The organism is Streptomyces sp. NPDC051569, from assembly GCF_044454085.1.
In the GTDB taxonomy this organism is placed as follows: Bacteria; Actinomycetota; Actinomycetes; order Streptomycetales; family Streptomycetaceae; genus Streptomyces.
The window spans coordinates 26,684-48,898 of sequence record NZ_JBITDJ010000029.1 but is presented as its reverse complement, the minus strand read 5'-3'; the positions used below and the strand labels follow the sequence as shown (position 1 = coordinate 48,898).

Annotated in this window: 26 protein-coding genes; 15 read left to right on the top strand and 11 right to left on the bottom strand. The window is 69.9% G+C overall.

From position 1 onward, the window contains the following. Positions 1 to 88 precede the first annotated feature (88 nt). Positions 89 to 820: a DUF6193 family natural product biosynthesis protein gene (locus tag ACIBAE_RS27825; protein WP_399290566.1), complete on the top strand. Its 732-nt coding sequence runs from the start codon at positions 89 to 91 to the stop codon at positions 818 to 820. A gap of 211 nt (positions 821 to 1,031) precedes the next feature. Here ACIBAE_RS27825 and ACIBAE_RS27820 read toward each other — a convergent pair whose 3' ends face one another. From ACIBAE_RS27820 to ACIBAE_RS27810, 3 genes are all read right to left on the bottom strand, one after another. Then, positions 1,032 to 1,226: a DUF397 domain-containing protein gene (locus tag ACIBAE_RS27820; protein WP_399290564.1), complete on the bottom strand. Its 195-nt coding sequence runs from the start codon at positions 1,224 to 1,226 to the stop codon at positions 1,032 to 1,034. A gap of 135 nt (positions 1,227 to 1,361) precedes the next feature. Beyond that, positions 1,362 to 1,556: a DUF397 domain-containing protein gene (locus tag ACIBAE_RS27815; protein ID WP_399290562.1), complete on the bottom strand. Its 195-nt coding sequence runs from the start codon at positions 1,554 to 1,556 to the stop codon at positions 1,362 to 1,364. Positions 1,557 to 1,569: 13 nt separating this feature from the next. Continuing rightward, a complete protein-coding gene (locus ACIBAE_RS27810) occupies positions 1,570 to 2,421 on the bottom strand; it encodes a Scr1 family TA system antitoxin-like transcriptional regulator (RefSeq protein ID WP_399290560.1) in 852 nt (283 codons plus the stop codon). Positions 2,422 to 2,663: 242 nt separating this feature from the next. Between ACIBAE_RS27810 and ACIBAE_RS27805 the strand changes: the two genes are divergently transcribed. The 7 genes from ACIBAE_RS27805 (at position 2,664) to ACIBAE_RS27775 (ending at position 6,849) form a co-directional block, all read left to right on the top strand. Further along, positions 2,664 to 3,125 carry an ATP-binding protein gene (locus ACIBAE_RS27805; protein WP_399290558.1) on the top strand — a complete coding sequence of 154 codons (462 nt, stop codon included), beginning with the start codon at positions 2,664 to 2,666 and terminating at the stop codon, positions 3,123 to 3,125. Then, positions 3,125 to 3,376 carry a hypothetical protein gene (locus ACIBAE_RS27800; protein ID WP_399290556.1) on the top strand — a complete coding sequence of 84 codons (252 nt, stop codon included), beginning with the start codon at positions 3,125 to 3,127 and terminating at the stop codon, positions 3,374 to 3,376. The genes ACIBAE_RS27805 and ACIBAE_RS27800 overlap by 1 nt, the downstream gene beginning before the upstream one ends. Before the next feature lie 198 nt (positions 3,377 to 3,574). Then, positions 3,575 to 4,042: an RICIN domain-containing protein gene (locus tag ACIBAE_RS27795; RefSeq protein ID WP_399290554.1), complete on the top strand. Its 468-nt coding sequence runs from the start codon at positions 3,575 to 3,577 to the stop codon at positions 4,040 to 4,042. Between the two features lie 60 nt (positions 4,043 to 4,102). Then, positions 4,103 to 4,402 (top strand): hypothetical protein, encoded by a 300-nt coding sequence (locus ACIBAE_RS27790; RefSeq protein WP_399290552.1) that lies wholly within the window; start codon positions 4,103 to 4,105, stop codon positions 4,400 to 4,402. 665 nt (positions 4,403 to 5,067) lie between these two features. Then, complete coding sequence (locus ACIBAE_RS27785) at positions 5,068 to 5,436, top strand: hypothetical protein (RefSeq protein WP_399290551.1); 369 nt, start codon at positions 5,068 to 5,070, stop codon at positions 5,434 to 5,436. Between the two features lie 72 nt (positions 5,437 to 5,508). Beyond that, on the top strand, positions 5,509 to 6,027 hold the full coding sequence (locus ACIBAE_RS27780) for a hypothetical protein (protein WP_399290549.1): 519 nt from the start codon (positions 5,509 to 5,511) through the stop codon (positions 6,025 to 6,027). A 270-nt stretch (positions 6,028 to 6,297) separates the two neighbouring features. Then, the gene (locus tag ACIBAE_RS27775) at positions 6,298 to 6,849 is read left to right on the top strand and encodes an AAA family ATPase (RefSeq protein WP_399290547.1); all 552 of its coding nucleotides are present in this window, start codon (positions 6,298 to 6,300) and stop codon (positions 6,847 to 6,849) included. Positions 6,850 to 6,997: 148 nt separating this feature from the next. On the opposite strand, the gene ACIBAE_RS27770 is transcribed toward ACIBAE_RS27775, so the two are convergent. The 3 genes from ACIBAE_RS27770 to ACIBAE_RS27760 all read right to left on the bottom strand — a co-directional run bounded on the left by ACIBAE_RS27770 (position 6,998) and on the right by ACIBAE_RS27760 (position 9,414). Beyond that, positions 6,998 to 8,158 carry an esterase-like activity of phytase family protein gene (locus tag ACIBAE_RS27770; RefSeq protein WP_399290545.1) on the bottom strand — a complete coding sequence of 387 codons (1,161 nt, stop codon included), beginning with the start codon at positions 8,156 to 8,158 and terminating at the stop codon, positions 6,998 to 7,000. A gap of 109 nt (positions 8,159 to 8,267) precedes the next feature. Next, complete coding sequence (locus ACIBAE_RS27765; protein WP_399290544.1) at positions 8,268 to 8,615, bottom strand: DUF1330 domain-containing protein; 348 nt, start codon at positions 8,613 to 8,615, stop codon at positions 8,268 to 8,270. 373 nt (positions 8,616 to 8,988) lie between these two features. Further along, positions 8,989 to 9,414 (bottom strand): VOC family protein, encoded by a 426-nt coding sequence (locus ACIBAE_RS27760; protein WP_399290542.1) that lies wholly within the window; start codon positions 9,412 to 9,414, stop codon positions 8,989 to 8,991. 100 nt (positions 9,415 to 9,514) lie between these two features. On the opposite strand from ACIBAE_RS27760, the gene ACIBAE_RS27755 reads away from it, so the two are divergent. Further along, positions 9,515 to 10,495: a helix-turn-helix transcriptional regulator gene (locus ACIBAE_RS27755; protein WP_399290540.1), complete on the top strand. Its 981-nt coding sequence runs from the start codon at positions 9,515 to 9,517 to the stop codon at positions 10,493 to 10,495. A 209-nt stretch (positions 10,496 to 10,704) separates the two neighbouring features. After that, positions 10,705 to 11,196, top strand: coding sequence for an EF-hand domain-containing protein (locus ACIBAE_RS27750; protein WP_399290538.1), 492 nt, complete (start codon positions 10,705 to 10,707; stop codon positions 11,194 to 11,196). Positions 11,197 to 11,266: 70 nt separating this feature from the next. On the opposite strand, the gene ACIBAE_RS27745 is transcribed toward ACIBAE_RS27750, so the two are convergent. Next, positions 11,267 to 12,319, bottom strand: coding sequence for a threonine/serine dehydratase (locus ACIBAE_RS27745; protein ID WP_399290536.1), 1,053 nt, complete (start codon positions 12,317 to 12,319; stop codon positions 11,267 to 11,269). Positions 12,320 to 12,342: 23 nt separating this feature from the next. Continuing rightward, positions 12,343 to 13,146 (bottom strand): putative 2OG-Fe(II) oxygenase, encoded by an 804-nt coding sequence (locus tag ACIBAE_RS27740; RefSeq protein ID WP_399290534.1) that lies wholly within the window; start codon positions 13,144 to 13,146, stop codon positions 12,343 to 12,345. Positions 13,147 to 13,210: 64 nt separating this feature from the next. Between ACIBAE_RS27740 and ACIBAE_RS27735 the strand changes: the two genes are divergently transcribed. Next, on the top strand, positions 13,211 to 13,870 hold the full coding sequence (locus ACIBAE_RS27735) for a TetR/AcrR family transcriptional regulator (RefSeq protein WP_399290532.1): 660 nt from the start codon (positions 13,211 to 13,213) through the stop codon (positions 13,868 to 13,870). Between the two features lie 330 nt (positions 13,871 to 14,200). Here ACIBAE_RS27735 and ACIBAE_RS27730 read toward each other — a convergent pair whose 3' ends face one another. The 3 genes from ACIBAE_RS27730 to ACIBAE_RS27720 all read right to left on the bottom strand — a co-directional run bounded on the left by ACIBAE_RS27730 (position 14,201) and on the right by ACIBAE_RS27720 (position 18,244). Beyond that, positions 14,201 to 14,692 carry a peptidylprolyl isomerase gene (locus ACIBAE_RS27730; protein WP_399290530.1) on the bottom strand — a complete coding sequence of 164 codons (492 nt, stop codon included), beginning with the start codon at positions 14,690 to 14,692 and terminating at the stop codon, positions 14,201 to 14,203. 160 nt (positions 14,693 to 14,852) lie between these two features. After that, a complete protein-coding gene (locus ACIBAE_RS27725; RefSeq protein WP_399290528.1) occupies positions 14,853 to 16,160 on the bottom strand; it encodes a S8 family serine peptidase in 1,308 nt (435 codons plus the stop codon). 227 nt (positions 16,161 to 16,387) lie between these two features. Continuing rightward, entirely contained in the window at positions 16,388 to 18,244 is a 1,857-nt protein-coding gene (locus ACIBAE_RS27720) for a bifunctional metallophosphatase/5'-nucleotidase (RefSeq protein WP_399290526.1), read from the bottom strand. A 194-nt stretch (positions 18,245 to 18,438) separates the two neighbouring features. Between ACIBAE_RS27720 and mshD the strand changes: the two genes are divergently transcribed. From mshD to ACIBAE_RS27700, 4 genes are all read left to right on the top strand, one after another. Beyond that, the gene (gene mshD / locus ACIBAE_RS27715) at positions 18,439 to 19,359 is read left to right on the top strand and encodes a mycothiol synthase (RefSeq protein WP_399290524.1); all 921 of its coding nucleotides are present in this window, start codon (positions 18,439 to 18,441) and stop codon (positions 19,357 to 19,359) included. Positions 19,360 to 19,554: 195 nt separating this feature from the next. After that, positions 19,555 to 19,941, top strand: a complete 387-nt coding sequence (locus ACIBAE_RS27710) for a GntR family transcriptional regulator (RefSeq protein WP_399290522.1) — start codon at positions 19,555 to 19,557, stop codon at positions 19,939 to 19,941. After that, entirely contained in the window at positions 19,938 to 20,948 is a 1,011-nt protein-coding gene (locus ACIBAE_RS27705; RefSeq protein WP_399290520.1) for an ABC transporter ATP-binding protein, read from the top strand. Before ACIBAE_RS27710 ends, ACIBAE_RS27705 begins: the two co-directional genes overlap by 4 nt. Further along, positions 20,945 to 21,907 carry an ABC transporter permease gene (locus ACIBAE_RS27700; RefSeq protein WP_399290518.1) on the top strand — a complete coding sequence of 321 codons (963 nt, stop codon included), beginning with the start codon at positions 20,945 to 20,947 and terminating at the stop codon, positions 21,905 to 21,907. The genes ACIBAE_RS27705 and ACIBAE_RS27700 overlap by 4 nt, the downstream gene beginning before the upstream one ends. Positions 21,908 to 22,215 lie beyond the last annotated feature (308 nt).

Below are 22,215 nucleotides of genomic sequence, written 5' to 3'. Positions count from 1 at the left end.
CGAAGACCGAGCACCGGCTCTTCCGTGAATCTGTCGGGGCCGCTCGCGCCTGGCACCGGGATCCGGGATCCGGGCACAATCAGCAGCCGTGGCCTCCCCTGCTGATCCCGCCGTCCTGTACCCGGATATCGCCGCCCATGGCAGCCTCGCCGCAGCGCTCCGGCCCGAGGCGGAGGGCTGTCTCGCCGCTGTTCCCGTCACCTCCCCGGGCTCTGCTCCGCTGCTCCACGCGACTGTTGCGAGCACCCTGCCGCACCGCGAACCGCTGCGGATCATGGCGTGGTCACGCAAACGGCAGTGGTCGATCCGTGGCACGGAGCCGTTCCAGAGCATGGCCCTCATCGACGGCGAGACGGACGACCTGGCGGCAGTCGCCAGGGTCGCCCGGGCGTGGCATGAGGGGGAGGCCCTGGACGACATCCGCTGGGCGGCACCCTTCGTCCACCTGACCGGCCGGTTCGAGGTACCCGATCACGACCCGGCACGCCTGACGGAATCCGAGTGGCAGTGCCTGCGGCAGGAGGCGGGCGAACTGGGATACGCCTGGCAGGAGACCTACCAAGCCCTGATCGAGGCGGCGCACGCCGAACCGGTGCTGCGCGCCCTCTACCCGTTCACGAGCCACTGGGCGCTGCGCTTCTCGAGCACCACGCGTCCGCGTCTGACCGTTGTCGGCCCGCTGCTGACGGCTGACAGCGACGGCAGGTACGGGGTGGGCGTCGGCGAGGACCTCGACCGGTTCGCCACAGCGCACGAGGTCGTGGCACTGGCCGTACGTCAGCTGCCTTCCGGACTTGGCCCGATCACGCTCGGCGGGTGAACCCCGCCCGGCACCAGAGGCGGGCCGATGTGTCCACCACCGTCCGTACGGAGCCCGGCATCGCCGCCGCAGGCCCGGCTTCGGGTCGCGCATGAAAGCCGGGCCGAGGCCCGCCGGAGCGCCAGGACGATGCGGCGCAGACCACTCAACCGGCGACCGGCCCCCCATCTGCGCCGATGAGAGGCCGGCCGAGGCGGGGCAGCGAACCTGATCAGGTCAGGTCGTCGAACTCGCCCTCCTTGGCCCCACCCAGGAACGCGAGCAGCTTGGCCCGGGTCGTGTGGATGACGACGTCGGGGTTGTCGCTCTCACGCATCAGGATCTCGCCGCCGTGCGCGGCGAGTTCGAGGCACTCTCCCCCGTGCTCACCATCGGACTTCGAAGACTTACGCCACTGAATTTCCATGGACCCTCACGCTTTCATGGTCGTCGTCCGACACCGCACCTGGAAAGTAGCGCGCCCCACACATCCACATCAATCAACGGTCGGCCTCGCATCTGCGCCGATGAGAGACCGACCGAGGCGGGACAGCGAACCTGATCAGGTCAGGTCGTCGAACTCGCCCTCCTTGGCCCCACCCAGGAACGCGAGCAGCTTGGCCCGGGTCGTGTGGATGACGACGTCGGGGTTGTCGCTCTCACGCATCAGGATCTCGCCGCCGTGCCAGGCGAGTTCGAGGCAGTTGGAGTCCTCGTCATCTGCGGACTTCGAGGACTTGCGCCACTGAATTTCCATGGTTCTCACGCCTTCAGACTTGTTGTGCGATCTTACGAATGAAGTCCCGTGAACTCTCGGGATCGAGGGACAGTTCCTCGATCCGGTCGAGCATGGCTCGCCAGTTCGCGAGACGCGTTTCGGCATCCTGAAATCTCGACCCGGTCGCGGTATCCGTCTGCACGGTATCGAGCTGCGGAACAGGTCCATAGACATAGTGAGTCGAGCTCTGGGCATTCGGAAATCCACCCGCCGCGAACGGGATCACGCGAACGGTGACGTTGTCGCGCTCCGACTCCTTCAACAGGTAGTCGAGCTGGCCGCGAGCAACCTTGGAACCGCCATAGGTCATCCGCAGTGCAGCCTCATGAATCAGAAATGTGCACGAAGGCGGGTTCGGGCGGTCAAGTACGTCGCGCCGTTTGAGCCGGTGAGAAAGCTGACGCCGTTGGCGTGCTGGGCTCGGCGGCGGCACAGCTTCCGCGAAGACAGCTCGCACATACTCCTCGTTCTGCAGCAGACCAGGCATGTGCATGATTTGCACCGCGCGGATGGCAACGGCGTGATGCTCCAGCTCGGCGAGGTCGAGCGCAAGACTGGAGAGTTCGCCGCGATAGTCCTCCCACCAGCCATTTATGCGCTCGTCAGCCATATCAGCGAGCGCATCAACATACGCCCCGTCATGGCAGTTGTAGGTCTCAGCCCACGCACGCACCCGCCCGGAGCTCACTCCAAAACGGCCCGATTCGGTGTTGCTGATGGTGGTGCGATCCGTGCTGAGCAATTGCGCCGCCTCGGCGTGCGTGAGCCCTGCTCGCTCCCGGATCTTGCGCAGCTCTGCGCCCAGGCGGCGCTGCCGCGCTGTAGGCGCTTTCCTCGGCGGCATCCATCTCTCCTTCTGTCGCACCACAGTGTGGCGGGTATCCCAACGGCAATCCACTCGTCGCTCAGACGCTCCAGTTGAGTACCACATGTGCGACTTTACGCTACCGTGGTCGCAGCACCGCGTCGCAAGCCATCGGGCCGAAGTGCAGCCGTACAAACGTGCGTTGAAACATGCGCGCGAGCGGCCATTGCCACGGCTGGTGGATGGGCAGCGCGAACTCAGACCGCGAGGAAGAGGACCGCATGACCTCTGTAAGCGCCTTGGCGACTCCCGCACTGCCCGCCGAACCGTCCCCGTCGATACGCGAGAACTACCGGCTCGTCGTGCCCAACTCCCCCTCCGCACCCCGGATCGCGCGGGACTTCGTCACCTCGCTCCTGCTGGTCACCGACCACTCCGCCCTCGCCGACGACGCCCGCCTCTGCGTCACCGAGACCGTCACCAACTCCCACCGCCACACGCACAGTCGACTGATCCGGCTCGACGTGACCGTGGCACCCCGGCTCGTGACGGTCCACGTACGGGACGACCAACCCTTCGCCCTCCCCCTCCCCGGCGCCCTCGCGGGCGAACTCACCAGCGGCCGGGGACTGCTCATGATCGACAGCCTCGCCACGCACTGGGGCTGGACCATCTACGGCGGGCTCTCCCCCACCTCCAAAGCCGTCTGGTTCACCCTCACGGAGAACGAGGGGACCGGGTGATGGACCCCGTAACCGACCGTGGCCTCTGGGGCTTCGTCGTCATCGCCCTCACGCTCATCGTCCTGGCCGTGGGACTCCTCTACGCGTCCATGCCCCACGCCGAGGACGCCTCCGACGCCGTCCGTATCCCCCCGGACGCGGAGGAGGGCTACACCTACACCTGCTACTGCTACCGCGACCCCATCGCCGTCACCATCCCCCGCCCCCAGACCCGCCGCAGACACGCCCGCGCCGGCCGACACCGCCCATAACGGCCCCGACCAACAGGGCCGCTCGGGATCCCGGCGGCCACGCGGCGCGCGCCGTACGCACTCCCCGCGCGCCGCCGCTGAACGGGTGAACCAGGCATTGCCGCAGCTCCGGGGTGGGCAGACACCGGGCGGGAAGCGCTTGATCACTTCCCGCCGGGCCCACCCCGGCCGTCCTGTCCCCCTCAAGTGGAGTGCTTCATGCCGCGTATTCGTACGATCCTGTCCCTCGCCGCGTCGGCCGCCGCCGTTCTCGCCCTCGCCGCACCCGCCCAAGCCGTCCCGGACGACACGTACGTCATCCGCGAACCGGAGAGCGGACGGTGCCTGACCGTCCTGGGTGATCACCTGGTCGGCCTCGGGAATTGCAGCATCGAGTCCGCGTGGAAGATCACCAATCGGGGCGACGGCACCGTCCAGATCGCCGAATCGCGCAACGAAGAACGCTGCCTGCGCATCGCCCCGCCCCCGGTCTTCCCCCCGTTCACGGATGTCGGCCCCTGCGGCACCGGTCCGGACCGGTGGAGGATCAGGGAGCTCGGCCCCGAGGGCGCCCCGGTCCTCATCACCGAGGCGTTCCGGGACGGCGGCCTCGCCCCCCAGGGAGACCGCACCATCGTCCGCCCCGGCGGCGGCGTCCCCTGGGACCTGCTACACATCCGCCGCTAAGGGATGCCCCGCAATCCGTGCGGGCGCACGGGATAACGGGACAGTCCTTACCGTGTGTGGATGCGGATCGAGATCAGCGGCGGGACCGCTCTTCACCCGGGCACGGCCGGTCGTCGCGGACAGGAAGGTGATTACCGCATGAAGGGCGACCGGCACTCGAAGTCGGATGTCGAGCAAGCTTTACGCCGGGCGGAGGCCGCTGGTCTGAAGGTCACACACGATCAGAATGGCCACCGGTGGGGCTACGTCATCTGCTGCCCGTGCAGCGCCAGTACAAAGGTGTGGAGCACGCCAGCGAACGCGGGCACGGAGGGTAAGAAAATTGATGAATTCACCCGTCGGCACAGAGCCTGTGGCTGAGTGGTCGTTCGTCCTCCACCCTGAGGATGAGCCGACTCAGGAGCAGTCCGACCGTTTCGACCATGCTGACGTCCTAGCTGGTGGCCAGGTCGGCTGGGAGAACGATGGGCAGGGCACGCGTTTCCCCTGCGTGGTAGAGGCGTCCCACTTTGACGACGCCGTGGCATGGGCTGTTGAGCGGCTGGGCGAAATCGGGGTGGGGATCGCGCGGGTGGAGGCAACGGGGTAGCTGGTGACAGGACATCCAACGGCGCGGAGACCGGACCAGCCCCGGCACACCCCGCTTACGCCGAACTCGACCAGATCCGCTGCCGGCTCCGCCGGGAACGGGACGCCGTGGTGGCCGTCGAGATCCTGCGGCTGACGTGCGAGAAGTGCGACGCAACGACGGCCGGCACTGCAGAACGAGCAGGGGCTGACCCGCCGAAAGACCCACGGGCCTTGCCCCCTGACGCGGGGCGCTGGGAAGTGCTCTTCGAGACTCAGGACGAGACGGCATGGCATTCTCAGCTTCGACGTCTGCGAGCTGAGGACGGGCGGATCGACTGGACTGCCGTCCGGATGGACAGACTCTGCGGGCGGCTGGACCGGCCGACCACCTACCGGCTGAGCCAGTTCGTGCCAACAGCCGATCCACCCGCGCGCACCGTGTGAGGCCGTCGAACATGAAACGAGTCCTGGTCGCCGGGAACACCGGCGCGGGCAAGACCACGCTGGCCCGTACCCTCGCCGCTCTCCTGGCCGCAGCGGACGCCAACGACGACATCAACTGGACCGTATCGGTCAACTCCGGTCCCACCAGCACGCTGCCGGAGCGCTCAAAAAGGGCTGCGGGGCGCGACGAACCCGCCGATCACGCACTTGGACGCCCCCGCCGAGGCCTCAGCACGAAGGTGCGTCCGGCCTCGGATGGGCGGGCCCGCCCTCAACCGCCTCAAGCAGCGGCGCGGCCCGGCCACGCGAACCCACAAACTCGCCATCGCCCGACAAGCCGCACTCCACTTCACGGCCATCCTCATCTGGAAGCACGATGACCAGAAGTCGAGCAGCAGCGGACCTGAGAGAATCCCTGGCATATGCGTTCGGATTGTCAGGAGTGGACATCCATGTGGCTGGAGCGAAAGACGGTCCCGGACGAGGAGCGGAGGCAATGGACCTGGAGTCCCCTTGAAGGCGTTGGGCCCTTGAGGTTCGGACAGACAGCCGAGGAGGTCGCCGCCGCACTTCGAGAGCCGATCAATGGACGGAAGCTGAGCGAGCCGTGGGTTCCGTTCTCCGGTCTGGGTATCGACACCTACTACCGCTCGGAGGACTGGACGCTGGCCGCCGTCGCAATCGACGCCTGCCACGGCCCTCAGATCTCGTTCGGAGAAGTTCGGCTGGTGGGTCGACTGCCATCGGAGCTCACAGCGTGGCTGGAAGCAGGCGCAGACACCCACGAAGGCAGGCTGCGCTTCGGTCTGAACGGAGAGCCCGGCCTTCCCGGCCTTGGGCTGGTCATGCGTTGCCAGCAGAACGGCGACTTTGCCCGTACCCGTCCCGTCATGGTGGCGCCCGACTGGGCCGACATGAGCGTCGACAGCTGGGAAGGCCCCCTACCCAGCAGGGAATGGAGTGTGTACTGACACCGCTGCCCACAAGCCTCAGCGGAACCCGTTCCGCTGAGACGCTGACACCGATCGAAGAGACATCCCCTGGCTGGCTGCGAATGTGGGGACAAAACCCGCAGGCGACGCGATGCCCGCGTCGATGCGGGCATCGGATGCGGGCATCGAGTTCGCTGCCGTCCGGATGGACAGACTCTGCGGGCGGCTGGACCGGCCGGCCACCTACCGGCTGAGCCAGTTCGTGCCAACAGCCGATCCACCCGCGCGCACCGTGTGAGGCCGTCGAACATGAAACGAGTCCTGGTCGCCGGGAGCACCGGCGCGGGTAAGACCACGCTGGCCCGTACCCTCGCCGAGCGCCTCGCGATCCCCTTCCACGAGATGGACGCGCTGGCCATCACCGGTCCCGGCTGGCAGGAGAACCCGCTCCTGCGGGAGGACATCGAGCGGATCAGCTCCGGCGCCGCGTGGATCATCGATTCCTTCGGCCACCCGAAGGTCCGGGACCTGCTGTGGTCACGGGCCGACACCATCGTCTGGGTCGACTACTCCCGCCCGGTCATCATGCGTCGCGTGCTGCGGCGGTCGGCGGCCCGTACGCTGCTCCGGCGCCGGATCTTCGGCGGCAACATCGAGACGGCGGGGTCCTGGCTCAGCCCCGACCACCCGGCCAGGTGGGCCTGGTCGCAGTACGCGAACCGCAGGGCCAAGATCGCCGAACGCTGCGCCGACCCCCGGTTCGCCCCCCTGGACGTCATCCGCCTCGCCACCCCCCGGGCGGCCGCGCGGTGGCTCGACGACACGGCCGGCGAGCGGGATGGGGAGAGCGCGGACGCGTGACCGGCCCCGCGTACGCGGCGCCTGGCCCCAGTGGCGGGCCGGACAAGCCGGACGACGGGGCCGAATCGCCCTGAACGGGCCGGGGAGCAGAGCCCCGGCCCGTCCAGGGCGGTTGGTCAGGGCCGTCGCCGTCGCCGCTAACGGCTTCTCAGCGGACGGCGAGCGCGACGATCTGGGTGACCTCGTCCTCCGCGAAGTTGTCGTCGCTGACCAGGAGCAGGGTTCGTTCGCCGCTCGGCAGGGTCGGACCCCAGGTCATGCCCTCGGTGTTGTCGACCGTGGAAAGACCCAGGTCGTGGAAGTCCGCGACCAGCTTCTTGCGCATCGGTACGACCCTGCGTCCGGCCAGGGAGTCCACGTTCCGCACCTCGGTCGCGCCCCGGGTGGTGGCGTCGTACACGCGGATCTTGAAACCCGCGCCCGCCACCCACGTACGTTCGAGTACGAGGTAGCGGCCGGGGTCGCCGGGGAAGGCGAGGATCGACGGCACACCGGTGTCCGGGGGCCACGGGCTGGACGGGTCGGACTCGGTGAAGATCTTGTCGAGCGGGTAGGCGAACTGCCCGAGCACCTCGCCCTTCCGGCTCTGCTGGGTGACGCGGACCAGGGCGCCATGCTCCAGATCGGGCTCCGGGCCGTCCTGGAACAGGGGACCCTCCAGGGCGCTGGTCAGTACCCTGCCGTCGGCTCCGAACGTGATCGCTTCCACCGCCTTGTTCCGGCGGATGCCCCGATCGCCCAGGGTGATCTCGTAGTTGGGCGGCAGCGGCAGCTGACCACGGTAGGCACCGGAGGGGGTGGCGAACTGGATCGACGGCTGGATCACCGGCTCACTCGACGACTTCGGCCGATCGCCCTCCTGCGCCCACCAGTACCGGCAGGTCCTCGGGTCCACCCGCAGCTCTTCCGGGTCCACGGCCTTGCCGTCGCCGACGCTCGCCGGCGGGTAGACCGAGCCGTCCGGCTGGAGGAACGGGTGCGTACCGGTGAAGTCGACGGAGTGCACCCCGGCGCCGTCCACCGTGATCCTGGCGGTGTAGAAGCGGGCGGGCTGCAGGACCGAGCGGTCGTCGCTGATCAGGACGTACTCGCCTGTGCACGGATCCCGGTCGATGCCGGACAGCCCGCCAACAGTCGTGTCCCGGAAGGCGAGTTTGTGCGGAACGATCTTCTCGCCCAGCAACCGGGCCCGCGCCCCGATGTCGGACCGTACGGCGGTGTGATCCGACTGGGCCGCCACCGCCGGAGCCATCGTCGATGCCAGCACCAGGGCCGCGACACACGCGCGGCGGATCAAGGAGGGTTTCATGTATTCGATCTTGGACCGTCACAGGCACCGAGCGCAGTCGCCCATCCGTGTGATGGAGCCCTCCGGCGGGTGAACTTGTGCGGGCCCGCGTTCGAGCCCGCGCACGTGACTACTCGGCAGGCAGGGTCTCCCGCAACGCCTTGGCGGTGGCAGTCGCGTCGTAGCCCTCGGGGACGCCTTCGACCAGGATGATGTCGCCCTCGATGTACCGCGAGCGCAGTGGTGCGATCTCCTGGTACGCGGCTGAGTCCCACCAGGCCCGTGCCTCGGCGATCCCGGGGAAGCCGATCACCACGACGTGCCCGGGCCAGCTGCCCTCCTTCACCTCACGCTGCGCGCCGTGCACGAGGAATCGACCGCCGTACGGCTCGAAGGTGGCGGTGATGCGCTCGATGTACTCGACGATCTCCGGGACCAGGGTGGCCTCTTGCAGGTGCGCTATGGCATAGGCGGGCATGGTGTCCTTCCGGTCGGTCGGGCTCCGTACGCCGCCGATGATGGCATGCGGAGGCAGCCGGGTCGATGACCTGCCAGGTAAGGTTCCCGCCCTCGTGACGGCCTCCGTCGCCGAGCGACTCAGGCTGCGGGCCGGGTGGGCTCGCGGGTGTGTCGCTCAGCGGGGGGACGCGGCGATCCGGACGCGGTCGCTGTCGCTGTCGCTGTCGCTGTCTTCGAGCGGCAGGGTCCGGTCGATGCAGCCCGGCGTGCGCATCTTCATTGCCGCGTCCTTGCCTTCAACTCGCTTGTCAAGTAGGGCCGTTGCCCAACGCACGGGCATCGGGGCACGGGGCCGGTGGCGGGTGCCCGCCGCCCGGCCCCGCGCCCGGTGGTCAGGACGCGTCGTACTCGCTGACGACGTCGACGACCCAGGTGACGCCGAACCGGTCCGTCAGCATTCCGTAGAGGGGCGCCCACTGGGCGGGGCCCAGCGGCTGCCGGACGGTCGCGCCGTCCGCGAGCTTCTCCCAGTACGCGGTGATCTCCTCGGCCGTCTCCCCGCGCAGCGAGACGAAGAACGCGTTCTCGCCCTGGTCCCACGGCGTGTTCGAGGGCACGTCGTAGGCCATCACGCGAAATCCGCTGTCGGCGGCCACCTGGCCCCACATCACCTGGTCGGCCTCGGATACGGCCTGGACGTTTCCGGCGTCCTTGTACGTGACCACGGCCACGTCCCCGCCGAAGACGGACTGGTAGAACGTGAGCGCCTCCCGGGCGGCACCTCGGAAGTTCAGGTGGGTCACGGCGTTGACGGACATGGTGGCTCCTCGGCTGTTGATGCGTCCTGCCCTGTTCGATGACCACCATCACAGGAGAAGCGGACAGGTTGTGGCCGCTTCTCCGGGCACCATGGGGAGCATGCAGAAGACCTCGGCGCGACTGCTGGCACTGCTCTCGCTGCTCCAGGCACGCCGGGACTGGCCCGGCCCGTTGCTGGCCGAGCGGCTGGAGGTGAGCCCGCGCACCGTACGCCGCGATGTCGACCGTCTGCGCGAGCTCGGCTACCCGATCCTGGCCGGCAAGGGCCCCGACGGGGGCTACCGGCTCGACGCCGGATCGGATCTGCCGCCGCTGCTGTTCGACGACGAGCAGGCCGTCGCGCTCGCCGTCGCCCTCCAGATCGCCACCACCTGCGGCGCCGACATCGAGGAAGCCGCGGCGCGAGCGCTGACCACCGTCCGGCAGGTCATGCCCGCACGGCTGCGCCACCGCATCGACACCCTGCGGTTCACCGTCGTCGAGCGGCCCGCGACCCGGCCGGATCCGCAGGTCGACAGCGGCGTGCTGATGGCGCTCAGTGCCGCCGTCCACGCCTGTGAAGTGCTGCGCTTCGACTACGGACCTGCCGCCGATGCCCCGCCACGCCGTGTCCAGCCCCACCATCTCGTCACCTGGGGCGGGCGCTGGTACCTCGTCGCCTGGGACCTGGAGCGCGAGGACTGGCGTACCTTCCGCGCCGACCGGATCGCCCCGCGCACCCCCACGGGCCCCCGCTTCACCCCGCGCGAACCTCCCGGAGGTGAGGTGGCCGCATTCGTCGCCGCCAGGTTCCGGGGTGCCGACGGCTCGGGCGACTGGCCCTGTCGCGGCGAGGTGATCCTCGACCTGCCCGCCGCCGACGTGTCCCGCCATACCCGCGACGGAGTCGTCGAGGAACTCGGTCCGGACCGCTGCCGGCTCGTCCTGGGCTCGTGGTCATGGCCCGGCCTGGCCGCCTCCATCGGCAGGTTCGACGCCGACATCGAGGTCGTCGGCCCGGCCGAGCTCAGGGACGCCTTCGCGCACCTGGCCCGCCGCTACGCCAACGCCGCGACCGACGCGCCCGCCACACCGCCCTGATCCCATGAGGCAGGCGCATATCGATCAGACGGCGAGTGGTGATCACGCACCCGAAGGGGTGAAGGGAGCGTGGCTTGAGCAGGCCCGGGTCACGGAACACGGAACGAAGATCTTTCCCACGTCTCTCGACTTTCGGAGTACCGCAACGATGATCACGGCCACGCAGGACGTCATCACCACCAAGCACGAGCGGGCATTCGACACCCTGGATGCCAACCACGACCGGCTATCTGGACTGGGCGGACTACCAGAAGCTCGCCGCCCGCTACGTAGAGGCTTACCGGCTCGACAAGAACGACCGCCGGGCCAGGGCGCTCCACACCTTCAGTCAGATCTACTGGCTGGAGCTGCTGCGTCACGCGGGCGTGGAAGAGGACCGGCTCACCAAGGACCAGTACGTCACGGCCGACCGCCTCGCGGCGATCGACACCAGCCGGCTCAACGTGACCGAGGGCGGCGGCCATGCGATCTTCGACGTCATCGACGTCGACGGCGACAACGAGATCAGCAAGGACGAGTTCGCCCGCGTCCTGAGGGACGTGTGGAAGACCGACGCGCCCGACGCGATGGACAGCTTCACCAGGCTGGACACCGACGGGGACGGCGCGATCTCGCGCCAGGAATTCATCCGCGCGGTTCGTGAGCACTTCCTCTCGAACGATCCGGACGCGCCGGGCAGCCTGTTCTTCGGGCACATCTGAGCGACAGGGCTTCCCTCACAGCGACAGCCCGGACGGGATGGTCCGGGCTGTCGGCAGCGCCGTGAGGGGTTCAGCTCTCGTCGGTGGTGGTGAGGTCGGCGGGGTCGGTGTTGGCGCCGCAGAGGATGACGGCGACCTTCTCCCCGCCTGCTGGGCGGTAGCTCCAGTTCGGGGTGGTCGGCGGGGGCGGCGTCTCGCGGTCGGCGCGGTGCCGGGGCGGGGAGGTGAGGGCGGCCAGGGCGGTGGCGGCGCCGTGTTCGACGGCGACGCGGCGATGGTCCCACAGCGCTTGGCGGGCGCGGACGATCTCATCGTCCGGGACGAGTACCGAGTGCGTGCGCCCCTCCTGGGCGATGTGCAGGGCCATCCGGGAGGTCCGGCGGGCACCGAGGGAGTCGGCGGCGACCGAGTCGACCGTGACGTCGACCGGCCGCCCGGCCGTGATGGCGGCGCTCAGCGCGCGGCAGTTCTCGGGTTCGACCGCGATGGTGCGCAGGCCGTGGTGGTGTGCGGCTGTCGCGACACCTGCGAACAGGCCGCCGCCGCCGACCGCGACGACGACGGTGTCCAGATCAGGGATCTGACGGCGGATCTCGTCCAGGAGGGTACCGGCCCCGGCGGCGATCAGCGGATGGTCGTAGGCGTGGGAGGCCAGCGCGCCGCTCTCACCGGCGAAGTCCTGACAGGCGGTGAGGGCTTCGGCGTACTCGTCGCCGACCAGCCGGACGTCGGCACCGTACGCGCGGAGCCTGCGGACCTTCACCCGGGGAGCCGTGGTGGGCAGGAAGACCGTCGCCCTGACCTCTTCCTGGCGGGCCGCCCAGGCGCAGGCGAGTCCGGCGTTGCCGCCCGAGGCGATCGTGACTCCCGCGTCGGGGAGGGTGCCGGCCTCCCGGTGGGCGGCGAGGAAGTTCCGTGCGCCGCGCGCTTTGAAGGATCCGGTGTGCTGCATGTATTCGAGGGCGAGCCAGACCTGGCAGTTCGCGGGGGGCCGGTCGTCGAGGGGGTCGCGGTGGGCGGTGCGGATGGCGCCGGGGTCGAGCGGGGTGAGGGCGACAGGGCGGACCTGCCCGGCGATCCGGTCGGCGGCGGCCTTGATGTCGCCGTAGGTGAGTTCGCGCATGTGACGCTCCTGCTGGGAGAGGGTCATGACCAGGCGGTGAGCTGGCCCGTAGTGGTCAGTCCGAGGAAGAACGAGAACGCGATCCGCCGCTGCCCGTGGCCCTGGTTGGGGCGGACCGCGTGGAAGTTCGCGGAGTTGAAGAGGAGGGCGTCGCCGGCCTGGGGGGCGAGGGTGACGTGCTGGCATCTGGTGACGGTGGCGGGCTGGAAGCCGTAAGCGTCCCGGTGGTCCTCGTCGGCCGGTTCCCAGCGGCGCCGCCACACCGTCGTCTCACCGCCATTGCCGGGGATGCGGACCCAGACGTTGAACGCGAGCTGCGCGACAAGCTGCTGGTCGAACAGGGCGGGCATTTCGCGGTTGAGGTCGTCGTAGTGGATGAGAGCGCCGTTGTTGATCTCGCGCAGGGTGCCGCCGAAAACCGGGCGGCCGCCGATGGTGGCGGGAACGACGGCCGCGCCCCAGGCGGAGCCGAGACGGGCCAGGGAGACCGCGATCGGATCGGGGCGTATCCCGGCCCGGGACCAGGCCGCCCGAGCTGCCTCGGCGGCCGGCCAGTACCGATCGGCGTCGAGCGCGCCGTCCGGGGTCCGGTAGTCGTTCAGGGCCGGGCCGAACCGAAGGATGGGGGTCGGTACCCGGGCCGGGTCGTAGTCGGTGGTGGGCAGTCGATCCAGCTCGGCCATCGCGCTCTCACAGGTCGGACCGGAGAGGAAGGCGGGCACGCGGACGGCGGCGAGGGTACCGGCCGCGAGATTCGCGATGTGCCGGTCGGTGAGGACGAGGGAGTCAGCGGCGGTGAAAAGGGGGTCGCGCAGGACGCGAGGCATGTTTCCTCCGCGTGAGGAGAGGTGAGCCTACCGTAACGATACGCTGTACCGTACGCTGACTCGCATGCCGAGGCAATCCGCGTCCCTTACATCCGCAACTCTCGAACACATCGCCGAACAAGCCCTGTTGCTCATCGATGAGGACGGTCCGGACGCGCTGAGTTTCCGAAGCTTGGCCGCCCGACTGGGCATCGGCCACGCGACCCTCCAGCGACGCTGCACCGACCTGGCCGGACTGCTCGACCTGTGTACCGACCACCTCGCACGGGACCTCCCCACCATCCCGCCCGGCATCAGTTGGGCCACCGCCACCATCACCCGCTTCACACGGCTGTACGACCTGCTCACCGCCCACCCCGGCCTGGTCACGCTGCGCGGAGCCCGCCCCTGGCTCGGGCCCCAGCTCCTCGCCCGCCTCGTCGAACCGCAGCTCACCGAGAGCATCAACGCCGGGATGACTCCCGAAAAGGCCGTCACCGCCTACCGGCGGATGTACCTGCTCACTCTCGGCAGCGCCTGCTTCGTCGACCACCGCGACCCGAGAAATACCCAGGCACTCACCCGGGCCGCGCTCGCGACACTGGACCCCGGCGACTTTCCGACGCTGACCAGCCATCTCGGGGTCGTCGTCGACGCGGTCGTCGACCATGAGGTCTTCCATGGCGCGCTGCGGCAGCTCGTCCATGCCGCCGATCCCCGTCATGCCGACGCGGCCAGGCCATGAACAGCTCCCCGGCGACTGCCCGGACGGAATGGTAGGGCCCGCCGACAGCCCCGCGACCGCTCGCGCCGTCACCGCTCGCGCCGTGACCTCCGGCCGGGACAACGAGCCCGGGGCGCGGCCCGTCGCCATACGGAGAGTGCCCTCCGGCTGAGGTGACAGAAGCCCTGAAGAGGCTTCGCCATCCCAGCTCGGAGGGCACTTTCGCGTTCCCGCTCAAGATCCGGACGCCGCCGCCATGGAAACGCGGAGGCCGGTGCCGCGAACGGCACCAGGTCGTGTCCGGTCGGTCGACCGGCATCGGTCGGTCGATGCCGGTCGACCCGAAAGGGTCTAGAGAACCCCGGCCGAGGCGATGGTGATCTTGGCCTTGGGGGTTCCGCTGCCCGAGCCGAGCGACTCGATCCGCGTGACCAGGTCCTGGCCGTCGGTGACCTCACCGAACACGACGTGCTTGCCGTCCAGCCACGGCGTCACCACGGTGGTGATGAAGAACTGGGAGCCGTTGGTGTTGCGGCCCGCGTTGGCCATCGACAGCAGGAACGGCTTGTCGTGCTTGAGCGTGAAGTTCTCGTCGGCGAACTTCTCGCCGTAGATGCTCTTGCCGCCGGTGCCGTCACCGCGCGTGAAGTCGCCACCCTGCAGCATGAACTGCGGGATGACGCGGTGGAAGCCGGACCCGGCGTATCCGAAGCCGTGCTCCCCGGTCACGAGGGCGCGGAAGTTCTCGGCCGTCTTGGGCACGACGTCGTCGTACAGCTTGAACGTGATCCGTCCAGCTGCCTCGTCGTTGATGGTGATGTCGAAATAAACCTCGGTCGTCATGACGCCATCCTGACACTGACGGCTGTGCGGCGAGAACTTCTGGTGGGCCATTGTCTCCCTGGTCACACCCCGCACAGGGGCCCCGCCGGGCTCAGGGGCCCCGGAGGGCCGGCCCCCCGGGCCCGGCGGATCACCTCAACGCCGGTCAGATCAAAGCCGGTCAGAGCCCTCCGGTGTAGAGCAGGCGGTTGGGCGAGCCCGTGCCGATCGGCGACACGACATTCTTCGTCGACGTGCCGGTGAGCCAGCGGGTGACGTCCGCCGGGGCGGCCTTCGGGTACTTCTCCTTGAGCAGGGCGACGACCCCGGCGACATGGGGACTCGCCATGGACGTCCCGTTGAGCGTGCGGGAACCCCCGCCGAGGTTGGCGGAGACGATGGCGACGCCGGGCGCGTACGTCGTCAGGCAGGTGCCGAAGTTGCTGAAGGTGGCCTGGTGGTCATCCTGGTCCGTGGCCCCGACCGTGACCGCCTTGGTGGCGCGGGCCGGGGAGGCGCCGCAGGCGTCCTTGGCGTCGTTGCCGGCCGCGACCACCGGCAGGACACCCATGTCCGCGACCGCGTTCGCGGCGTCGTCGAGTGCCTGGGAGGCGTCTCCGCCGACCGAGGCGTTCAGGACCGCCGGCTGCTTGGCGTTCGCGGCGACCCAGTCGAAGCCGGCGATGACCTGGGCCGTGGAGCCCTGGCCCTCGCAGTCGAGCACCCGGACGGAGACGAGGGACACGTCGCGGGCCACACCGTAGGTCTCACCGCCGGTGGTGCCCGCCACGTGCGTCCCGTGGAAGTGGCAGTCCTGGCCGTTGCGTCCGTCGTTGACGGCGTCGAAGCCGACGGTGGCGCGGCCACCGAACTCGCTGTTCGCGGTCTCGATCCCCGTGTCGACGATGTACGCCGTGACGCCCTTGCCGGTGCCCTTCACCGTGAACTGGCCGTCGAGCGGGAGGTACCGCTGGTCGATGCGGTCCAGCCCCCAGCTCTCGGCCTTGACCAGCCCCTTCGCCGCCCGCGTCGTACCGGACGGCACCTGCCCGGTCCGCGCGCCCGCCGCCGCTCCCGTCCGCGCTCCCGTCTCCGTGCCCGTCCGCGCTCCCGTCTCCGTGCCCTCGGCCCCGGGTTCCGACGCTCCCGGCAGGCCGAGACCGAGGCTGCCGTTCTCCTCGACGGCCTGGACGGCCGGGAAGGCGCGCACGACCCGCAGCTGATCCGGCGTGAGGTCGGCGGCGAACCCGCGCAGGGCGCTGCCGTAGCTGAACAGCGGCTTGAGGCGCAGCTGCCGCAGGACGGAGGACGCCGAGAACGCGGGCCGCAGAGTGACGATGTACTGGCCGGGAACGGCGTGGGCGGAACGCCCGACCGGGACGAGGCTCTGCTGCGGCTCAGGCGTGGCCTGGGCCGTGCCGGTGTTGGCGCTGATCAGGGGGATGAGTAGCAGCAGGGCGGTCGGTGCCCAGCGCGCGCGCAGGCGCATGTGTGCTCCTTGAGGGGCGGGAAGAGAGCGCGGAGGTGGCGAATCCGCGCGTAACGGACACTCTTCCTTCGTCCCCGACCTGCCCGTGACTTGAGCGGCACCGGCCGGATGGAGCAAGCCGGATGGAGTAAGGGGGACACGGCGGAGCATGCCGAAGGGGCGGTGGGCATCAGGCCCACCGCCCCTCCGATGACCGGGCCGGGCGGCCGGCAGCCGCCCCGCGTCAGCTACTTGACGACCGTGATCCGGTCCGTCGCCGGCGGGGCCAGCGGGGCCGTCGCCGTGGAGTTCGCCGCCAGGTAGGTGTTGAACATGTCCAGGTCGGACGCGCCGACCAGCTTGTTCTTGCCCTGGGCGAGGACCGCGAAGCCGTCGCCGCCGCCGGAGAGGAACTCGTTCATCGCGACACGGTAGGTCTTCGCCGGGTCGATGGCCGTGCCGTTGAGCTTCACCGAGTCCGAGACGACCCGGGCCGCGCCGGTCTTCGTCATGTCCAGGGTGTAGGTGAGGCCCCTGGAGATCTGGAGGATCTTCGGGGCGGCCTCGTTCGCACCGCTGACCTGCTGCTGGAGCGCGGTGATGACCTGCGCGCCGGTCAGGTCGATGGCGGTCATCATGTTGGTGAAGGGCTGCACGGTGAAGGCCTCGCCGTACGTGACGACTCCGTCGCCCTCACTGCCGGACGCCTTGTGCACCAGGTCCGCGCGGATACCGCCCGGGTTCATGAACGCGAGCTGCGCGCCGCCCTTGTCGGCCGGGGCCATGCCCGCGAGCTGCGCGTCCGCGATGAGGTCGCCGAGCGGGGTCTCGGGGCTGGCGCCGCTGCGGTTGATGTCGGCGGAGATGAAGCCCTGCGGGGTGTTGGCGATCGGCGCGGCGATCTTGTTCCAGCGCGCGATCAGGTCGGTCATGTCCGCGGCCTTGGGCTGCTCACGGCTGACGATGTGGTTCGCCGACTTCACGCCCGTACGCACGATGTCGTTGGTCTTGAGGTCGTACGTGAGCGTGGTGTCCGTGTAGAGCTTGCCGAACGACGAGGCCGAGGTGACCAGGCGCGGCTTGCCGTCCGGGTCCGGGACGGTGCAGACGTACGCGTTGTGCGTGTGGCCCGTGACCAGTGCGTCGACCTTCGGCGAGATGCCCTTGGCGATGTCGACGATCGGCCCGGAGATGCCACCGCCGGCGGCCGGGCTGTCACAGTCGTAGTTGTACGAGCCGGAGGCGGGGACGCCGCCCTCGTGGATCAGCGCGACGATCGACTTGACGCCCTGCTTGTCCAGCTCCTTGGCGTACTTGTTGACCGTCTCGATCTCGTCGTGGAACTTGAGTCCCTTGACGCCCTCGGCGGTGACGACGTTCGGGGTGCCCTCCAGGGTCACACCGATGAAGCCGATCTTGACGCCGTTCTTCTTCCAGACCGTGTACGGCTTGAGGATCGGCTTGCCGGTCTTCTCCGACGTCACATTGGCCGCGAGGTACGGGAAGTCGGCTCCCTTGAACTTCTTCCCCTTCTCGTAGCAGCCGTCGGTCGGGTGGCAGCCGCCGTTCTGCAGGCGGGCCAGCTCGGTGGCGCCCTCGTCGAACTCGTGGTTGCCGACGGTCGTCACATCGAGGTCGATCTTGTTGAGCGCCTCGATGGTGGGCTCGTCGTGGAACATGCCGGACAGCAGCGGGCTCGCGCCCACCATGTCGCCACCGGCCGCCGTGATGGAGTACGGCTTGCCCTTGCGCGCGGTGCGCAGCGAAGAGGCCAGGTACTCGACACCACCGGCGGGGACGGCCTTCACGGTGCCGTCGGCCTGGATCTCGTTGACGTTGCCGGCCGAGCCGGCGGGGGCTTCCAGGTTGCCGTGCAGGTCGTTGAAGGACAGCAGCTGCACGTCAACGGTCTTCGGCTTCGTGGGCTTCGACGGCTTCGTGGGCTTCGAGGGCTTCGACGGCGTGTGGTGACCGTGGTTCTTGTCGTGGCCCTGGTCGTGGGCGGCAGCCGGCATCGCGGCGACGAGCGCGCCCGCGGTCGCCAGACCGGCGGCGGCGGTCAGCACCCGCCGTGCCGAGCGGTACTTGTTGGGTGTCGCTGACATCGGTCCCCTTGAGAATATTCAGCGTGAGGGTGGGGTAATACGTTTTGCATCCCTGAAGACTGCTAGAGCCTAGGGTCAACGCGCGTAGCACGACAGGGGTAGGTGGGTTACGAGCTGATTGCCTTTGCGCGTAATGGATCTCCCGCCGGGCGCCTGTACCCCCTCCCACGGCGCCCCCGCCGTACCCTCGACGCATGACTGACCTTGTAGCCCGCGAGCCCGGCCGCCAGATCCAGATTTTCGACGCGCTCACCCCCGAGCAGGCCGAAGAAGTCCTCGGCCTGCTCGCGGACGCGGCCGCCTCGGACGGCGTGCAGGCCGTCTCCGAGCAGGGCCGGCTCCAGTTGCGCGGCGGACACCGCCCGGGCGTACGGCACTTCCTGGTCACGTACGACGGCGAGCTCGTCGGGTACGGACAGCTGGAGGACACCGACCCCATCGAGGCCCCCGCCGCCGAGCTGGTCGTACGCCCCGGGCGCCGTGGCATGGGGCACGGCCGGGCGCTGGGCACCGCCCTGCTGGGCACGTCCGGGAAGCGGCTGCGCGTGTGGGCGCACGGCGGCAAGTCGGCCGCCCGCCACCTCGCCCAGGTACTCGGGCTGACCCTCTTCCGGGAACTGCGCCAGCTGCGCCGCCCGCTGGGCGAGCCCGCCATCTCCGAGCCGGTCCTGCCCGCCGGGATCACCGTCCGTACCTTCGTACCGGGTCAGGACGACGCCACCTGGCTCGCCGTCAACGCCGCCGCCTTCGCCCACCACCCCGAGCAGGGCGCGCTGACCCAGCGGGACCTGGACGACCGCGAGGGCGAGCCGTGGTTCGACCCGAAGGGCTTCTTCCTGGCCGAGCGCGACGGCGAGCTGGTCGGTTTCCACTGGACGAAGACGCACGCCGAGGAGCGGCTCGGCGAGGTGTACGTCGTCGGCATCAGGCCCGACGCGCAGGGCGGCGGTCTCGGCAAGGCGCTCACCGCGATCGGCCTGCGCCACCTCGCGGCGCAGGGACTGCCGACCGCGATGCTGTACGTGGACGCCGACAACACGGCGGCCGTGACGGTGTACGAGCGGCTGGGCTTCACCACGCACGAGGTGGACCTGATGTACCGCACGGAGTCCTGAGCCGCACCCCGGAGTTCTGAGCACTGCGGGGCCCTGAGCCGCGCCCCGGGGTCCTGACCAGCGCCCCGGGGTCCTGACCAGCGCCAGGGGTCCGGCTTCGCCGCACGGGCAACTCCGGTCAGGGGCGGTGTCGTTGACACCGCCCCTTTCCTCCGCCATGCTTTCACTACTTCCTTAGTGAAAGGGTGTTGCGAGGTGATCGCGTACCGCATCGACCGGCGCAGCGGAGTGGCCACCTACCTCCAGATCGTCCAGCAGACCAAACAGGCGCTGCGCCTGGGCCTGCTGGAACCCGGCGACCGACTGCCCACCGCCCGCGAAGTGGTGGAGGCGACCGCCATCAATCCGAACACCGTGCTCAAGGCCTACCGCGAGCTGGAGCGCGAGGGGCTGGCCGAGGGCCGGCGCGGCCTCGGCACGTTCATCAAAGGCACCCTCGGCCGGGGCACGGCCGACAGCGCGCTGCGCGCGGAGCTGGCGGCCTGGGCGGACCGCGCCCGCGCCGAGGGGCTGGACCAGGAGGACGTGACCGCGCTGTTCACGTCCGTCGTCGAAGAGCGCTTCAAGGGGGATGACGCATGACAGTGGCCGCGATCGAGGCGACCGGCCTCGGCAAGCAGTACGGGCGGTACGGGCCGGGGCGGAAGCGGCGCGGCTGGGCGCTGCGCGACTGTTCCTTCCGGCTGCCCGCCGGACGCGTTTGCGCCCTCGTCGGCCCCAACGGCGCGGGCAAGTCCACGCTCCTCGCCCACACCGCCGGGCTGATGGCACCCACCGAGGGGGCCGTCCGCGTCCTCGGTTCGGACGACCCGGCCGCCGTCCGGGCGCGGATCGCCTACGTGGCGCAGGACAAGCCGCTGTACCCGCAGCTGACGGTCGGCGAGACGCTGCGCATGGGCGCCGAGCTGAACCCGGACCGCTGGGACGCCGAGGCGGCCGAACGGATCATCGCGGGCGGCCGCTTCGACCACGACGCCCGCGTCCGTACGCTCTCCGGCGGCCAGCGCACCCGCGTCGCGCTCGCCCTCGCCCTCGGCAAACGCCCCGAGGTGCTCCTGCTGGACGAACCGATGGCGGACCTCGACCCGCTGGCCCGCCATCAGCTGATGGGCGCGCTGCTGGCGGACGCGGCGGAGCACGGCACCACCGTCCTCATCTCCTCGCACATCCTCACCGAGCTGGCGGACGCCTGCGACTACCTGCTGCTCGTCGACGACGGCCGGATACGGCTCGGCGGCGAGATCGACGACCTGCTGACCGCCCACACCGTGGTGACCGGGCCCGCCCGGGATCTGGCCCCGCACACCGTCGTCGAGTCACGGACGACGGGACGCGCGCTCACCGCGCTGATCCGTCCCGACGGGCCGGTGGGCGGCGACTGGGACACCCACGCCCCCTCCCTGGAGGAACTCCTGCTCGCGCACCTGCGCGCCCCCGACGCCCCGGCCCTGCTCACCCCGGGAGCCGTGCCCGGTACGACCACGACGGGCACGGCCCGTACGACCGGCACGACCCCCACCGCCCCCACGGCCCCCACGACCGGCTCGACCACCACGACCGACACGACCACCACGGAGGTGACCGCATGAGCGCGCTGACCTTGCGCGGACCGGCCTGGGTGGCGGTACGACAGCACCGCCGGACGCTGTGGACAGGGCTCGTGCTGCTGGCACTGTTCGCCGGGATACTCCTCTACTGGCGACTGCGGGCGGGCGTCCCCGACGACTTCGCGGGCACCGGCTGCACCGTGATCAACGCGACGCCCGGCTGCCGCGACCAGGTGCGTCACTACCTCTCCACCGCCAACTCCCTCAACGCGTGGTTCACCTATCTGGGCCTGGCGCTGGCCCTGCTGCCCGCCGCGCTCGGGGCCTTCGTGGCGGGCCCCATGATCGCCCGGGAGTTCGAGTCGGGGACGTACCAGCTCGCCTGGAGCCAGTCCGTCTCTCCCGCGCGCTGGCTCGCGGCGAAGCTCGTGACACCGGCGGCGGTGGCGGTCGTCTCCCTCTCGGTGTTCGCCGTGTTCTACCGCTGGACCTGGGTCTCGGGTGCCTCGGGCGAATTCCCCAGGCACTGGTACGAGCCGTGGCAGTTCGTGGGGCTCGGCCCCCTGCCGGTCGCCTACGCCCTGCTCGGAATCGCCGTCGGCGCGCTCACCGGGCTGCTCGTACGCCGTACCGTCCCGGCCATGACCGTCGCCGCGCTCACCACCGGCGTGATCTCCCTGGCCTTCGTGCTGCGCCTGCGCGCCCACCTGATGCCGGTCTCGACCGTCCAGGACTACCGGCTGCTGGGCGAACACGACTGGACGGTCCAGCAAGGCGTCGTGACCGCCGCGGGCCGGCGCTTCAGCATCGAGGACTGCTTCGCGGGCCGGTACCGCACCTCCCCCTGCGCGTCCCCCGCCACCGGAGACGTGCCCTTCATCGACTACCACCCCGCCACGCACTTCTGGCCGCTCCAGCTCATCGAGACCGGCATCGTGCTCGTCCTCGCCGCCGTCGCCGCCTACGCCGCGTTCCGGGTGCTGCGCCGCCGCCACGCCTGACTTCGGGTCGACCCAGCTGACCTCGGGCCGCCGCGCCTGACCTCGGGTCGACCCAGCTGATCTCAGGCCGCCAGACCCGACCTCCGTACGACAGTCGTACGGCCGTACGACATCATGGGACGGATCGGACCCGACGGGGCTCCCCCGGGCAGTCGGACGCCCCGGGGAGCCCCTCCCCGCTTTCCCGCACGTCATGTCGCCGTTACCGGCCATTCAGACGGCCTTGCGACCCTCGCTGCATGCAGCCCGCTGTGCCGCCCTCCCCGAACGGCAGGATCTACCTCACCCCTGCTCTCTCCGACGCGCCT